15 protein-coding genes are annotated in these 14,345 nt (G+C 60.0%); 5 read left to right on the top strand and 10 right to left on the bottom strand.

The window, feature by feature from the left end; all coding sequences use genetic code 11:
• The 3 genes from NW852_RS05950 to NW852_RS05960 all read right to left on the bottom strand — a co-directional run bounded on the left by NW852_RS05950 (nt 1) and on the right by NW852_RS05960 (nt 1,156).
• The gene (locus tag NW852_RS05950) at nt 1–312 is read right to left on the bottom strand and encodes a hypothetical protein (RefSeq protein WP_414371039.1); all 312 of its coding nucleotides are present in this window, start codon (nt 310–312) and stop codon (nt 1–3) included.
• 178 nt (nt 313–490) lie between these two features.
• Nucleotides 491–787, bottom strand: a complete 297-nt coding sequence (locus NW852_RS05955; protein ID WP_414366127.1) for a hypothetical protein — start codon at nt 785–787, stop codon at nt 491–493.
• 9 nt (nt 788–796) lie between these two features.
• Nucleotides 797–1,156, bottom strand: coding sequence for a hypothetical protein (locus tag NW852_RS05960; RefSeq protein ID WP_414371041.1), 360 nt, complete (start codon nt 1,154–1,156; stop codon nt 797–799).
• Between the two features lie 150 nt (nt 1,157–1,306).
• On the opposite strand from NW852_RS05960, the gene NW852_RS05965 reads away from it, so the two are divergent.
• Nucleotides 1,307–1,549, top strand: coding sequence for a hypothetical protein (locus NW852_RS05965; RefSeq protein WP_414366129.1), 243 nt, complete (start codon nt 1,307–1,309; stop codon nt 1,547–1,549).
• A gap of 36 nt (nt 1,550–1,585) precedes the next feature.
• On the opposite strand, the gene NW852_RS05970 is transcribed toward NW852_RS05965, so the two are convergent.
• Genes NW852_RS05970 through NW852_RS05980 form a run of 3 tightly spaced genes read right to left on the bottom strand, consistent with a single transcriptional unit; the run spans nt 1,586 to nt 5,244 of the window.
• Entirely contained in the window at nt 1,586–2,803 is a 1,218-nt protein-coding gene (locus tag NW852_RS05970) for an anion transporter (protein ID WP_414366131.1), read from the bottom strand.
• A 21-nt stretch (nt 2,804–2,824) separates the two neighbouring features.
• Entirely contained in the window at nt 2,825–4,333 is a 1,509-nt protein-coding gene (locus tag NW852_RS05975) for a UbiD family decarboxylase (RefSeq protein WP_414371044.1), read from the bottom strand.
• Nucleotides 4,334–4,347: 14 nt separating this feature from the next.
• Nucleotides 4,348–5,244: a carbohydrate ABC transporter permease gene (locus NW852_RS05980; RefSeq protein ID WP_414366134.1), complete on the bottom strand. Its 897-nt coding sequence runs from the start codon at nt 5,242–5,244 to the stop codon at nt 4,348–4,350.
• A gap of 185 nt (nt 5,245–5,429) precedes the next feature.
• On the opposite strand from NW852_RS05980, the gene NW852_RS05985 reads away from it, so the two are divergent.
• The 3 genes from NW852_RS05985 (at nt 5,430) to NW852_RS05995 (ending at nt 7,291) form a co-directional block, all read left to right on the top strand.
• The gene (locus NW852_RS05985) at nt 5,430–5,765 is read left to right on the top strand and encodes a YbaB/EbfC family nucleoid-associated protein (protein ID WP_414366136.1); all 336 of its coding nucleotides are present in this window, start codon (nt 5,430–5,432) and stop codon (nt 5,763–5,765) included.
• Between the two features lie 21 nt (nt 5,766–5,786).
• Nucleotides 5,787–6,386, top strand: a complete 600-nt coding sequence (gene recR, locus NW852_RS05990; protein ID WP_414366137.1) for a recombination mediator RecR — start codon at nt 5,787–5,789, stop codon at nt 6,384–6,386.
• Nucleotides 6,387–6,799: 413 nt separating this feature from the next.
• Entirely contained in the window at nt 6,800–7,291 is a 492-nt protein-coding gene (locus NW852_RS05995; protein WP_414366139.1) for a hypothetical protein, read from the top strand.
• A gap of 152 nt (nt 7,292–7,443) precedes the next feature.
• Here NW852_RS05995 and NW852_RS06000 read toward each other — a convergent pair whose 3' ends face one another.
• The 4 genes from NW852_RS06000 to glnA form a co-directional block, all read right to left on the bottom strand.
• Nucleotides 7,444–9,471: a cation:proton antiporter gene (locus NW852_RS06000; protein ID WP_414371047.1), complete on the bottom strand. Its 2,028-nt coding sequence runs from the start codon at nt 9,469–9,471 to the stop codon at nt 7,444–7,446.
• A 333-nt stretch (nt 9,472–9,804) separates the two neighbouring features.
• Nucleotides 9,805–10,533: an SDR family oxidoreductase gene (locus tag NW852_RS06005; protein ID WP_414371049.1), complete on the bottom strand. Its 729-nt coding sequence runs from the start codon at nt 10,531–10,533 to the stop codon at nt 9,805–9,807.
• Between the two features lie 58 nt (nt 10,534–10,591).
• On the bottom strand, nt 10,592–11,272 hold the full coding sequence (locus NW852_RS06010) for a hypothetical protein (protein ID WP_414371051.1): 681 nt from the start codon (nt 11,270–11,272) through the stop codon (nt 10,592–10,594).
• A gap of 144 nt (nt 11,273–11,416) precedes the next feature.
• Nucleotides 11,417–12,841 carry a type I glutamate--ammonia ligase gene (gene glnA / locus NW852_RS06015; protein ID WP_414364516.1) on the bottom strand — a complete coding sequence of 475 codons (1,425 nt, stop codon included), beginning with the start codon at nt 12,839–12,841 and terminating at the stop codon, nt 11,417–11,419.
• A gap of 399 nt (nt 12,842–13,240) precedes the next feature.
• Here glnA and trxB point away from each other — a divergent pair.
• Nucleotides 13,241–14,345 (top strand): thioredoxin-disulfide reductase (trxB, locus tag NW852_RS06020; protein WP_414426549.1); only part of this gene is annotated, 1,105 nt, incomplete at its 3' end.

Here is a 14,345-nt window from a genome sequence, read left to right on the forward strand (position 1 = left end):
TCAATCCAAGTAAGCGCTCAGCTCCTGCTCCAAGGTGGGCAGTTGCACCTCTCCCCGCTCCAGCTCCTCCAGGTCTTGCAGTTGTCTACGCAGGCGGGCAATCCGCTCCCGTAGATACTCTTTGATGCCCTTAGCCCCCAGGCTGAGGCAACTGCGGCAGATCTCGCCATAGATTTGGCCGCGGTCGTTGTAGACCACCGCCAGCAGCACCTGCTGCCCCTTTTTCTGGATCGGGGTGGCCCATCCGCCGCAGATAATGCAGGGCACGCGGCCATTGCCCCCGTAAATGCTGCGTTCCCAGACAATTTTCACGCTCGGCCTCCCTGCAACTGTCGCCCACCAGCATAAAAACCCAGGGGGATCCCTTGCCACCCTAGATCACTTGCCAACTCCCCTCTCCCTCAGGGAGAGGGGTTAGGGGTGGTCGCGTTAGCGGCGCGGAGCGCTTGGGCTGCCTCAGGGAGAGGGGTAAGGGCGGGATCCCTACCATCTAAGCGTTGGGTTGGGTGGGCTGGCTGGGCCGGGAGCGGTCAATGGTGCGGTAGGTGAGGCTGGCTGCTACCTCTAGGGCTTTGGCAGCGTCGCGGAAATAAAATCCCAGCTCCTCATCTTTCTCAGTGCGGTTGGGTTTATTGAACTTGGCCTTGAACTGCACATTGCAATACATGGCCAACCCCACCAAAACCTCTGACAGGCCGTGCTGGTTGATCAGCCGTTCCACATCCGTGAGCAGGCTTTTGATTAGGGCGTCGGCTACTGGCTCTGGCAAACTGTCCAGGTCGTGCATCGGGATTCCTCAGCAAACGAAATGGCAAGCCGGCGGGTTTGGATTCCGGCTCAACTTCTCCTGATTTTCCTGCATCTTTTTGGGAATGCCCAATTCTGTCGCTAACGCTGCTGCCACTGCCGGAGCCACAGGGTGACGAATGGAGGGCTCTCTAGCCACCTGCTCCAGGCGATAGCCATGCTCTTTGGAGCCGGGATCCGCACGCGGTTCAGGCAACTGTGCCGGGGGCAGCGCGAAGCAAGCCGGGCAAAGCGGGCCGAGAACCACTCCCGCATCGTTGAAGAGGTGGCGCACCCGCTTCTTGCCTTCAAACCATCTGCCACAGGCCGCGCAGTAGCAGGCAGGGGTGAAGTGGCAAGCCGTTGCCAAAGGACGCCGTCCCGCTGACGCGATGGATTCGCATAAACCTCCGGAAGGGCGTAGTGTCTCTTTTGAGCCCTCGCTTTTTGGAGCTTCCCCGCAAGGGACAATGCGAAAATAGGCCAAGCGCAGCGTAGAGTGCAGGTTTGGAGTGAAGCCATGCCGGTAGCTTCTGAATACGCCTTTCCTTTCGAGCACCACCAGAAGTTCTCCCTGGATAACCCCACCATCTCTAGCCCTGGCGTCTCCAAACGGGAATACGTGGCCAGCAGGGTGTTGCAGGGCATGCTCAGCAATCCCCAAACCGCCATTGGCGATCTCTCGCCTGAGCAGCGACAGGCTTTGGTCTACACGGCAGTGTTGTTGGCAGATGAGCTTTTGGCTGCCCTCGCCACGCCATAGGCATTTCTCTAGTCCCTCTTGTGGGAAATCACAGGCTCAAGGCCGGCCCAGCCACAGGCCACTGAAGCCCAAAGTCAGCAGCGTTAGGGGCAGACCAAAGCGCAGGTGCTCCCCAAAGGTCAACACATACCCCTTTCTGGCTGCCGCCTCAACGGTAATCAAATTGGCCACTGCCCCAAACAAGGTCAGATTGCCCGCCAAGGTGGAGCCGGCAGCTAGGAGTAGCCAGGCAGTCGTCCCCTGCAGTGGGAGCAGCGACTGCAGCAGCAGCACTGCCGGCACGTTGGAGATGAGGTTGGACAGGAGGGCAACAGCAGCCAGCAGCGCCAACGGGGATCCCGCCACCTGCTCCGCCCAGGGCCCTAGGCTGGGTCCCCAGCCGGCCAGCAGCTCTCGGGTTGCCCGCGTCAGGATAAACAGCCCAGAGAACATCACCAACAGATTCCAGTCCACCTGCCCCAAAAACCGCTCCGGCTTCAGCCGGCGGGTAATCAACAAGAGGGCTGCTGCCAGCAGGGCCGACTCGGCTAGGGGCAAGCCGGCCACAAAGGCCCCAAACAGCGCCACTGTAATGGCTACGCTCTTGCGCAACAGGGGTGGGTAGAGGCGCAGCGGCGTCCAAGGCGCCTGATGGATGAAGGGCTGCAGCGAGCGCACCTCGGGGTAGTAGAGCCACAGCAGCCCCACCTCCAGCAGCAGCCCCACCACGGCAATCGGGGTCATCTGGGCGGCAAACTCCAGGTAGCCAATCCTGGAGAAGGAGCCGATGAGGATGTTCTGCGGGTTGCCGCTCAGGGTGGCTACAGACCCTAGGTTGGTGGCTGCCGCCAAGCCCAAGAGATAGGGAATGGGGTTCAGCCCCAGCACAGTGGTTACCTGCAGCGTGAGGGGGGTAAACACCAGCGCCAGGGTATCGTTGAGGAGAAAGGCCGAGAGCAGCCCACTGCCAAACACCAGCATAAGCAAAAGCCCGAAGGGGCTGCGGCTAACCCGAATTAGGCCCAGCAAAGCCAACTGGAAGGCGCCGCCCTGGGACAAGCTGGCGTTCACCACCATCATGCTGAGGAGAAAGACAATTGTGGTTGGGTCGATGGCTGCCCAGGCCTGCGGCAGCGGCACCGTTCCCAGGGCAATGAGCAAAGCGGATCCCACCAGGGCAATCGTGGCCCGGTTCATGCGCAACCGGGGCAGGGATCCCAGCCCCAGCCCGACATAGCTCAGGATCAGCACCACCCAAGAGAGTGCCTGTTGCACCTGCCAGCCTCTTAGCCCTCCCTAGAACTCGTAGCCAAACAGGCGCGGATCCGCCGGCTGCAGCTTGAGGTCCGCCAGACCATACTCGGCCCAGCGGCGATCCACCCGGCGGGCCACTTCCGGATCCGGAGCCAGGGGCTGCCGCCAAGGGGTGTCCGTTTCCGGCGGGATCTTGGTGGTGGCGTCGATCCCCATCTTGCCCCCCAGGCCCCGCTTTTCGGTGGCAAAGTCCAGGGCGTCAAAGGGGTTGTCCGGCAGAATAAACACATCCCGCTGCGGATCCACCCGCGAACACAGGCACCAGAGCACCTGCCGCGGATCCCGCACGTTGATGTCCTTGTCCACCACGATGACAAACTTGGTGTAGCTAAATTGGGGCAGGGCGCTCCAAAAAGCCAGGGCCGCCCGCCGCGCTTGGCCGGGGTAGGCTTTGTCGATGGACAAAATCGCCGCCTTGTAGCCCAGGGCCTCCATGGGCAAAAAGAAATCCACAATCTCCGGCACCTGCTGCCGCAGAATGGGGGTGTAAATGCGGTTCAGGGCCAGCGCCATCATGTCGTTTTCCTTGGGGGGCTTGCCGCTGAAGGTGGTGAGGTAGAGGGGATCCCGGCGGTGGGTGAGGCAGTGGAAGCGAATGAGAGGAGCCTGCTCGTTGCGAGGGCCGTAGTAGCCAATGTGATCCCCGGCAGGGCCGTCGGGGGCCACCTCCCCCGGCGTGATGGTGCCCTCCAGGACAATCTCCGCGTGGGCCGGCACCTCCAAATCCACCGTCTTGCAGCGGGCTAGCGGCAGTCCTTCCCCACTGTAGAGACCGGCAAACAGCCACTCCGAGAGATCCACCGGCAGGGGCGTGGCTGCTGCCAGGATCACGGCGGGATCCACCCCGATGGCCACCGCCACTTCCAGCTTCCGACCCAGGGCCGCCGCCTTGCGCAGGTGCCGTGTGGCCCCCCGCACCGACAGCCACTGCACCGTCATCGTGTTGCGGCTTTGCAGTTGCAGGCGGTACACCCCTACGTTGGGGATGCCGTTTTCCGGGTCTTTGGTAACCATCAGGCCCAAGGTCAGCACCCGCCCGGCATCGCCAGGATAGACCCGCAGCAGGGGCAGTTGGGTGAGATCCACCGCCTCACCAAGCAGCACCACCTGCTGACAGGGGGGGAGCAGATCCCGGCTGGGCCTAGCCTTGAAGACACTAAACAGCGCCTGTCCCAGCTCCACCGCCTGGGCAAAATTTTTTGGCGGGCGCGGCTGGTAGAGCAAGGCCAACTTTTTCCCCAGCTCCTCCAGCTCCCGCGGCTCCTCCATCCCCAGCGCCCAGCAGATGCGCTCCACCGTGCCCAAAACGTTGATCAGCAGCGGCATCGCGGATCCCTTCACCCGCTCAAACAGCAGCGCCGGCCCCCCGCAAGCCAAAAGGCGATCGGCGATCTCGGCAATTTCCAAATCGGGATCCACCTCCGCGGCGACGCGGCGAAGCTGGCCACGGGACTCCAGCAGGGCAATAAAACGACGCAGATCTCTGGGCATGAGTTGGGGACAGTTTACTTGTCGCGGCTGAGGGCTAGGCCGCTCATGAAAGGCTTTTGCAGGGCAATAAACACCACCAGCGGCGGAATGCTGGCGATGATCGCCCCCAGCATCATGGGGCCATAGGAGGCGGAGCTATCCAAGTTGAGTAGAGATTGCAGCCCCACCTGCACCACCTGTCGCTCCCGGCCTTGCACGATCAAGCGGGGCCACAGGTACATATTCCAAGCGTAGACGAAGTGAATCACCGCCTGGGCCCCGATGGCGTTCCAGCTCAGGGGGATCAGCACTTGGGTGAGAAACTGCAAGGGGTTTGCCCCGTCCAGTTGGGCTGCCTCCGCCAGCTCGCGCGGGATGTTGGAAAAATGTTGGCGAAACAAAAATGTAGCCGTGGCGCTGGCCAGAAAAGGCACGATCAAAGCGTAGTAGGTGGATCCCCAGCCCAAGTTGGTAACTAGCCTCAGCAGGGCGATGATCAAGATTTCTGTGGGCATCATCAAGGTCATGAGCACAAAGCCAAAGGCCAGCCCCTTGCCTGGAAAGCGAAAGTAGACAAAGGCCAGCCCCGCCAACAGCGACAAAACCGTCTTGCCCACTGTGATGGCCGTCGCCACGATGGCGCTGTTGACCATGTAATGGCCTAGGTGACGCGCCACCATCACCTGCTGCCAGTTAAAGGCAAACGAAGAGCCAAAGGTCAATTGATAGCGAAACACCTCGGCGTTGTTTTGGGTGCTCACGATCAGGGCATACAACACCGGAAACCCCAACGCCAAACAGGCCAGCCACAGGCCCAGGTGGACATACCAGCGCTCCGGGATCCAGCGCCGCCAGGACAAGGGAGAAGACTTTTGGCCCACGGGGCTGGGCTGGGCGGCTAGCGACTGCGGATCCTGCAACAGTTGAGCCATGACACCTCCAGGCAGAGGACGCTGAGGGGCAGGGGGAGCTTTTGCCCTCTCTGTTGAGGATAATTCGTCAGGATTAACCCCAGGCTAAAAAGGCCGATCTGACCTGGGTTCCCAGCTTGGCGGGTACTTTATACCGGCGAGAGGAAAGGAGTAGAGTAGAACAGCAGTGTCTGAAAGAGGATCCCATGACCCGAGGCTTTGGTCCCTTCGGCAAAATTCAGGAAGCCCTCAAGAAAGCCCAAGAGGTGCGCGACGGTGCCCAAAAACTGCAAAAAGAGCTGGAAGAAATGGAGATCGTCGGCGAGGCCGGCAATGGGCTGGTGAAGGTGACGGTGAACGGCAACCAGGAGCCCCTCAAGGTCTCTCTGGATCCCCAAGTACTCCAGGAGCCGGTGGATGTGGTGGAGGACTTGCTCCTAACGGCGATGGTGAACGCCTACACCCAGTCTGCCGAGACGATGCGCAAACGCATGGAGGAGCTGACCGGAAATATTAGCCTGCCGGGGTTGGGGTTGGGCTGATCCCGGCCAGCCTGGCTTCCTATGTACACTCGCCCTTTGGCTCGCCTGATCGAGGAGCTGCAGCGGTTGCCCGGCATTGGCTCCAAAACAGCTCAGCGCCTGGCCTTGCACTTAATTAACCGGCCCGCTAGCGAGGTCGAAGCCCTGGCCAAAGCCCTGCTGGAGGCCAAGCAAACCGTTAAGTACTGCTCCGTCTGCTTCAACTGGTCGGCGGAAGATCCCTGCGAGATCTGTCGCTCGCCGCAGCGGGATCCCTCCACCTGGTGCGTAGTGGCCGATGTCAAGGATCTCATCGCCATGGAGCGCACCCGCGAGTTCAAGGGCCTTTACCACGTTTTGGGAGGCCTGATCTCGCCCATGAACGGGATCGGGGCCGAGCAGTTGCGCATCCGCGAGCTGGTGGCCCGGGTGGCGCGGGAAAAGCCCCAGGAGCTCATCTTTGCCCTCAGCCCCAGCGTGGAGGGGGAGGTCACCATGCACGTGGTTAAGGATTACCTGAAGCCGGTTGCCCCCGGCCTGCGCATGACCCGTCTGGCCTTTGGCCTGCCCATGGGATCCGAGCTGGAGTATGCCGACGAGGTCACCCTGGCCCGTGCCCTAGAAGCGCGGCAGGAGTTTTAGCTTAATCGGCGGGAAGCCCCGCACTGTATTTGTGAATTGTGCTTACTCAAGAGTAAATCAGTGTCGGGATGAAAGCCGTTCGTCCTACACTTGAGGAGAACAAGTTAAATCTCCGGAGAGTTTCCCGCCGTGGGTCGCACGGTGGCAGCACGCTGAGGCCTCTGGACAAACAAGTCCAAACAAGTCTGTGAAGCGTGAAGCCCGTCCTCTATCTAAGTTGCGTTTACTCAACGAAGATGAGTGTCGGGAGGCGTTCACGCCTAGGCAACTGCGGGCTGAGTTTGCCCCAGAGTAAGCCTCCGATGTCCAACCCCGAAGTTGTTGCTAAGGTGAGGACAAGGGGTTTTGTCATGGGATCCCGGTACTTACCTGAGGTCAAGTAAAGTTCAACCAGCAATGCGGAGGGGGCAGCGATGGCGGATACGGCGCAAACTCACCTCAGTTCAGGCCCCGTCCAGGGGCTGGACTATGTAGTTCTGGGAGTGGCCTCTTGCTTCCAACGGGATGAGGACGGTCGCCTCAGGGAGGTGTTGGTGGCCGAGCCGGTTCCCGCCGCCGCCCTGGATTGCCTCGCCCAAGAGCGCCGCAGCACTTCTTACTGCCTTCTCTACGCCACTACTTACGCAGAAGTTGTCGATAACGGGATCCCGACTTTGCCCGCCGATGTTTTCCCGCCAGGGGTGGTGCTGGGAGAAGGTTTTGTGGAGCGGCTACAAGCGGCGGCCCGTACGTACCGCAGCAAGCCCCAATTTCGTCACATCCCCCTGCACCAGGTCTGCACGCCAGAGAGGGGGGTGTTCAAGCTCCATCTCAGCGCTGAGCCGCGGCGAATTCTCAACGCGGTAATGGAAGTGAGGGATGCCGACAACATCAAGCAGCACCCCCACACCCATCAGCCTTTCTAGGCCCGCTAGCAGCTATCGCTACCACGTCTGATGAGCAACCAAAGTTGCTTACGGGCTTTTTCGCCCCGCACTTAAGTACGGGGCTACCAAGCCGCCCCGCTGTGTGATAAGGAAAGCTGCGCTGTCGGGCAAAGAAGGGATCCCTGTAGGCCTCAGAGGGGCTCCCCAACCATGATCAAAGAGCAGGTGAGGCGTTCTAGGAGGCGAGTGGTCGTGTCGCTGAAGGATAGGCTCCCGCTGGGGTTACGCCGCCGAAAAGAGGGCAACACCACCAGGTCAAACCCTTGGGCCTCCTGCAAGAGAGCTTTGACGACCTCGTCGCTGGCCAAGACTTTTACCTGGACGGGGTAGCCCAAGTCTGGCTGTTGGGCCAGGGACAAAAGCTGCGCCTCCAGCCACTGGCGATCGCTTTCGGGGGTGCTGGCGAGGCAGATGTGGAGCAAGGTAACCTCTCCCTGGTTGGCGGCAGCCAAGATCTCGGCTAAGCGCACTGCCCGAGCCGCCTGCGAGCGAAAGTTTTCCAGCGCCACCAGGATCCGCCGCAGCTTGTGAGGGGGCTGGAGCAGGCGCGCCACGGCAACCGGGCAATGGGCAGCCCAGAGGACACTGTTGATGACACTGCCGAAGAGGCGGGCCCGCAAGCGGGTGGGATCGCTCCAGCCCATGACGATGAGGCTGGCGTTCTGCTCACGGCTGGCGTGGCTGATCCCTTGGGCAACGTGGCTGTCGATGCGGCTGAGGGGGGTAACTTCTACTCCCAAGGCCTGACAAAACTCCACTGCCCGCCGCAGCAGACCCTCGCCGTGTTCTAGAGAGTCCTGCAGCAAGGGAGAGTCCATGTGCAGGTGGCCGGTCGCCACTGCGAGGGGAACCACCCGCCCGCCCTCGTGCTTGGCCAGGAGGCAGGCCATCTCCAGCAGGTTTTCCTCGGTTTCGGGATTGGCCAGGGGCACCACGACCACGTAGGGCTGTGGAGGCGGCGCTACAGAGACCCCTGCCCCAGACGGGAGTCGGCCCTGTTCCTCCTCCCTGGCCATCTGCGTAGCCGCCCGAGTGGTCAAAATTGGGCCCAGCGTGGCCGTGACCAGCATTAACACCACCACGCTGTTGAGCACCTCTGCATTGAGCAACCCCACGCGGTACCCCACCAGGGTTGCTGCCAAGGTGGCCGCCACCTGGGGTAAGGAAAGCGACCACATCATCAGCTTTTGCGCCGGGGTGTAGTGGTAGAGCCACTGACAGAGTTGGGCGGCAGCGTATTTGCTTAGAGTCAACCCCAGCAGGATACTCAGTATCAGCCAAAGGGAGCTGAGGGTTTGTAGAAAGGCGCGCAGGTCGAGCAACAGCCCTATATCCACAAAAAAGACGGGGATGAACAAGATGCTGCCGACAAAGACGATCTTCTCTTTGACGGAGCCCTCCCGCAGCACATCGTTCACGGCTAGCCCCGCCAGAAAGGCGCCGATGATCTTCTCTACCCCAATCCATTGCGCCCCCAGAGCTGCCACAAACAGAGCCAGCAGCACAAACAAAAATTGGTTGCCCTCTTCGCTGCCGGTTACACGAAAAAACCGCTGCCCCAGCCAGTCCACCCCAAACAGGACCGCAGCCGCATACAGCAGCAGGGATCCCAGCAGCCGCACCAAGCTCCAGAGGGAAAACTCACCGCCGTGGATGCCGACACAGACTGCCAAGACCAGCAGCGCGGCAATGTCGGTGAAGATGGTGCCGCCGATGGTGACCAGCACCGCCTCGTTTTTCACCAGGCCATAGCGGCTGACAATGGGGTAACCCAGGGGAGTGTGGGAGGCAAACAGGGATCCCAGCAGGATGGCGGCGTTCCATCCGAAGCCAAATAGCCGCCCAATGGCAGTGCCCACGGTTAGGGGGATGGCAAAGGTCAACACGCCAAAGGTGGCGGAGCGGTTGCGGGTCTGCCGAAATTGCTCCAGGTCGATCTCCAGCCCAGCCACAAACAGCAGGTAGACCACGCCGATATCCGAAAGCAACTGCACTGTCGGCAGCTTTGAGCTCAGTAGGTTCAGCCCCTGCGGCCCCAGGGCGATCCCCGCCGCCAAAAGGCCCACCAACCCCGGTAGGCGCAGCCGCTCAAAGAGCAGCGGCACCACCAGGATCACCCCCAGCAGTAGAGCAAACGAGAGGATAGGCTCCTCTTGCAAAAGTGAGCGTATGGCCTCCATTGGCCAGGCCCTCGAGTGGACACTTTCCTGATTATGGAAGCAACCTGCCCAAATAGCCGCAAGCAGCCCCCCGGCTTGGTCAACCCTCCTCTGGCCAGGAAGGGGCTTGCCAACTTTAGCCAGGAGGGATCCCACCCCTTCTCGGGGCTCTCCTAAAGGTGCTCTCAGCAAACCTTAGCTCCTGGGGGGCCCCTCCTGGACTTGCAGCGTCAGGGCCAGGATCCAGACACCCCCGCGAAAGAAAGTAGGGTACTCTACAACCACGCGGTGGGACATCCCGTGGCTGCTCGTGGAGGGACTCCAGGATCTCTGTTACAGAAACTGATGGCTTTCCGGCTGCAGCACCACCTCATTGGGCACGGCATTGGCGGGCAGCGTGAGGACAAAGTGAATGGCCTCGGCAGCCGTGGTGGGGCTGAGCATTTTGTCCCGCTGCACCTTGAGGCTGATGGGATCCCAGAAGGGTGAGTCGATGCCGCCGAAGTAAAACAGGGTAAAGCGCACCCCAAAGCGCTTCAGCTCATCGGCCATGCACTTGCTAAAGCCAACCACACCAAATTTGGCAGCACAGTAAGCTGCAGCCATGGCCATAGGGTGACGGCCCAAAATGCCGGGGAAGTTGAGGATGTGGCCGGATTTTTGCTCCCGCATGGCGTTGGCTGCCAGTTGGCTGGTGTAGAAGCTGCCCTTGAGGTTAACCGCCAGCATCCGCTCCAGCTCGGCAGGGGTAATTTGCGGGGCAGGCTTGAGGATCCCGGCTCCTGCCAGGTTGATCAACACGTCGATCCGCCCGTGCCTTTGTAGGGTCTGGTTGACAAGGGCCTCCACCTGGGCATAGTCCGTCACATCGGCAGGGATCCCCACCCCAGAGGCAGCCCCCAGCGACACCGCTTTCTCCGCCAGCGCGCGCAAGGGATCCTCCCGCCGTGCCGCCAGCACCAGATGGGCTCCGGCCTGGGCCAACATAGGCACAAGGGCGCTGCCAATGCCCCCTGTGGCCCCTGTAATGAGAACAACTGCCTGGGACAATGAGGAAGACACGTTACGTTTTTTAAACTCTTCCCCTCATCATACCCAGGGAGTGGCCTTGAGGGGCGATTTAAACGCGATGCAGCCGCAGTCGTTGCACCCATTCTTCCCCGAAGCGCAGCCAGTCTGCCATTTTTTCTGGACTCACCTGTTGGTTGTCCCGCCAAACAATAAGCTGCGGCCCGGATCCCTCAGCGCAACAAGGAGGATGCTGCTCCAAGAAGCTAAGAAACCTAGGATGGAAGCGCAGGCGAATCTTGGCCTCATCTTCTCCGCGCAAAAGGTAGCTGCGGGAAAACTTAGGGTGGCCCTCAAAGTTGATATCTTGCATGCCAAAGGCTTTGGCAATGTCATGAAACAGGGGAATATTCGGATGTAGCCGAAAATCAGGTAGCCGTAGATCTTCGCAATAGGCCCAGAAAACAGACTGGAAATGAGTGCCGCGACTCTTGCCGCTACCGCGGGTGTACTTATAGTCAAAGGCACCGATCTCAGTTCCATCGATTAGCCGCTTGGACATTGAGTTGTAGAAACGTCGATCGTAGCCTTGTTCAAATAGTTCAAAGCCTGCCTGAAGCAAGCGGGAGCGGATCCCTTCGGGTAGCTCCGCTGAAAACGACATGCCCAGGCTCCTGGCCACCTGCTCCAAAGCTTCCCGACGCTTCTTCTCTAGATAGTTAGCTAGATAGACAACAAGCGCCAGAAGGCCGATAAGAAAAAACGAGAACAGAACAAAAATAAGCAATTCCATTGCAAACCCTCCCTCCAACCTCTAGACTTTGGCGATCCTACTTAGAGTATCTAGGCGGGCACAAAAAAAGGATCCCCTCAGAAAAAGAAGGGATCCCGTTCCAAAACCTCATTCGAGAACGAATGTTTTGGATGAAAACCTCGATCAGGCGTCAAAATAGAGCGCGAACTCGTAGGGGTGAGGCCGCAGGTTGATGGGGTTGATCTCGTTGTCAATCTTGTACTCGATGTAGGTTTCGATGAGATCCTCAGTAAAGACACCTCCCTCCAGTAGGAAGTCGTGATCCTTCTGCAGGTTTTCCAAAGCATCCAGCAGGGATCCGGGCGTGGAGGGGATCTTGGCCAGCTCGTCCGGCTCCAGATCGTAGATGTCCTTGTCGAGGGGCTCGCCGGGGTGGATCTTGTTCTTGATCCCGTCCAGGCCGGCCATCAACATGGCCGAGAAGGCGATATAGGGGTTGCAGGTGGCATCGGGGCAGCGGAACTCCAGCCGCTTGGCCTTGGGATTTTTGCCTGTAACTGGAATGCGAATGGCTGCGGAGCGGTTGCCCTGCGAGTAGGCCAAGTTGACCGGCGCCTCAAACCCAGGCACCAGGCGCTTGTAGGAGTTGGTGGTGGGGTTGGTAAAGGCTAGGATGGCTGGGGCATGCTTGAGCAGGCCGCCAATGTAGTAGAGAGCCGTTTCGCTGAGATCGGCGTAGTTGCCTTCTTGGTAAAACAAGGGCTGGCCGTCTCTCCAGAGGGACTGGTGCGTGTGCATGCCGCTGCCGTTGTCATTGAAGAGGGGCTTGGGCATGAACGTCACCGTCTTGCCGTGCTTGCGGGCCACGTTCCGGATCACGTACTTGTAAATCATCATGTAGTCGGCAGCCGTGATTAGATCGGCAAAGCGGTAGCCCAGCTCCCCTTGCCCGCCGGTGGCCACCTCGTGGTGGTGCTTCTCGATAGGCACCCCTAGCTTGGCCATTGTCAACAGCATCTCGGTACGAAGATCCTGGTGGGCATCGGTGGGCGGCACAGGGAAATAGCCCTCTTTGTAGCGGGGCTTGTAGCCCAGGTTGCCGCCTTTTTCCTCCCGGCCTGAGTTCCAGCGGCCCTCGATGGAATCGACAAAGTAGTAGCCGGCGTTTTGGGTCTGGTCAAACCGTACATCTTCAAAAATAAAGAACTCTGCTTCGGGCCCGAAGTAAGCCGTATCGGCAATCCCTGTCGATTGCAGATAGGCCACAGCCCGTGCTGCCAGGCTCCGCGGACAACGGCTGTAGGGCTGGCCGGTGCGCGGCTCAATAATGTTACAGATAAGGCTGAGGGTGGGCACTTGCAAGAACGGGTCGATCCAGGCCGTCTTGGGATCCGGCACCATGTACATGTCCGACTCATTGATGGATTTCCAGCCCCGAATGCTTGAACCATCAAAGGGTAGCCCTTCGCTGAAAACTTGTTCCGTAAGCATCGAAGGGTGGAAGGAAACGTGCTGCCAAGTGCCGAAGATATCCACAAACTTGAGATCCACCATCTGGACATTGTTGTCCTGGATCATCTGAAGCACTTCTTGGGGCGTGGATGCCATTACTCTCTCCTGATTGGGTTGCAATTGAGACTGGGGTAATCCTAAGGTAGACGGGATCCCGGCAGCGGATCCCCGCGCTTCGACTTGAGTGGGCCAAAAGCGCTCACCCATCCTAGAAAGGCCGATATCAGCATTTTGTAGCTTCTGATACGAAATTGCCCTGGCTTTGGCCTTCTGCTCAACGGCTTGGCCATTGCGCCCCTCAGCCAAGCGTTTCTGCCCTGTTGTCCTCTGGACAAAGACAAGTCGGAGAAGCCAAACCCTGTCTCCCTAGCTAGAGGAAAGCGAAAATGGGACTAGCGAGCTCCAGCCTCGCTCAGAATACCGGCTCGTGTTAGACTAAAACGTAGTCGTTATGAGTTTGGTTTAGTTTTCAGCAACAGCAAGGAGCGACATCGAATGACAGAGCAAAGTCGGGTTGAGAATGTGGTGATTATTGGTTCTGGCCCTGCCGGGTTCACGGCGGCCATTTACGCTGGGCGGGCCAACCTGAAGCCAGTTGTGTTTGAGGGGTTTCAGGTGGGCGGGATCCCGGGTGGGCAACTGATGACCACCACCGAGGTGGAAAACTTTCCGGGCTTTCCCGAGGGCATCAGCGGCCCCCAACTGATGAAAAACATGCGCGCTCAAGCGCAGCGGTGGGGGGCAGAGCTCTACCCCGAGGATGTCACCTTTGTGGATCTCAGCCAGCGGCCTTTTGTCGTCCGCTCTGATGAGCGAGAAGTGCGCACCCACAGCCTAATCATCGCCACCGGGGCCACGGCCAAGCGCCTACACCTGCCCGGAGAGGAGATCTACTGGAACCGCGGCATGTCCGCCTGCGCCGTCTGCGATGGGGCCATGCCCATATTCAGGGGAGTGGAGCTGGTGGTCATTGGCGGTGGCGATACCGCCTGTGAGGAAGCTACCTATTTGACCAAGTTTGGATCCCATGTCCACATGCTGGTGCGCAGTGGCAAGATGCGGGCCAGCAAGGCCATGCAAGACCGGGTGCTCAACCACCCCAAGATTACGGTGCACTGGCACACCGAGGCGGTGGAAGTCCTGGGCGACGGCCAGCGCCTGACCGGGGTGAAGGTGCGCAACAACCAGACAGGGGAGATCCGGGAGATGGCGGTGGGTGGCTTGTTCTACGCCATCGGCCATAAACCCAACACCGACCTGTTCAAAGGACAACTGGAACTGGATGAAGTGGGCTATATTGTCACCCGCCCCGGATCGGTAGCCACCAGCGTGGAGGGGGTGTTTGCCGCCGGGGATGTGCAGGATCACGAGTTTCGCCAGGCCATCACTGCTGCCGGCACCGGCTGTATGGCGGCCATGTTGGCAGAGCGCTGGCTCTCAGAACACGGCTTAGCCCAAGAGTATCACGTCGTCCCTCAGAGCCATCCTGAGCCCAGCCCTGCCACGGCTCCTCCCGAGGCGGAGTTGCCGGGGGAAGCTGCGGTGGCGGAGAACGGCCACGAGGATCTGGACTTCAGTAAGACCTGCCATGAAGGGAGCT

Source organism: Synechococcus sp. H60.1 (assembly GCF_047462335.1).
In the GTDB taxonomy this organism is placed as follows: domain Bacteria; phylum Cyanobacteriota; class Cyanobacteriia; order Thermostichales; family Thermostichaceae; genus Thermostichus.

Excerpts from the sequence above, each read along its gene's own strand:
- NW852_RS05980 (WP_414366134.1), bottom strand. The coding sequence starts at position 5,244 with ATGGCTCAACTGTTGCAGGATCCGCAGTCGCTAGCCGCCCAGCCCAGC.
- NW852_RS05955 (WP_414366127.1), bottom strand. The coding sequence starts at position 787 with ATGCACGACCTGGACAGTTTGCCAGAGCCAGTAGCCGACGCCCTAATC.
- NW852_RS05965 (WP_414366129.1), top strand. The coding sequence starts at position 1,307 with ATGCCGGTAGCTTCTGAATACGCCTTTCCTTTCGAGCACCACCAGAAG.
- recR (WP_414366137.1), top strand. The coding sequence starts at position 5,787 with ATGTACACTCGCCCTTTGGCTCGCCTGATCGAGGAGCTGCAGCGGTTG.
- NW852_RS06010 (WP_414371051.1), bottom strand. The coding sequence starts at position 11,272 with ATGGAATTGCTTATTTTTGTTCTGTTCTCGTTTTTTCTTATCGGCCTT.
- NW852_RS05975 (WP_414371044.1), bottom strand. The coding sequence starts at position 4,333 with ATGCCCAGAGATCTGCGTCGTTTTATTGCCCTGCTGGAGTCCCGTGGC.
- glnA (WP_414364516.1), bottom strand. The coding sequence starts at position 12,841 with ATGGCATCCACGCCCCAAGAAGTGCTTCAGATGATCCAGGACAACAAT.
- NW852_RS05985 (WP_414366136.1), top strand. The coding sequence starts at position 5,430 with ATGACCCGAGGCTTTGGTCCCTTCGGCAAAATTCAGGAAGCCCTCAAG.
- NW852_RS05995 (WP_414366139.1), top strand. The coding sequence starts at position 6,800 with ATGGCGGATACGGCGCAAACTCACCTCAGTTCAGGCCCCGTCCAGGGG.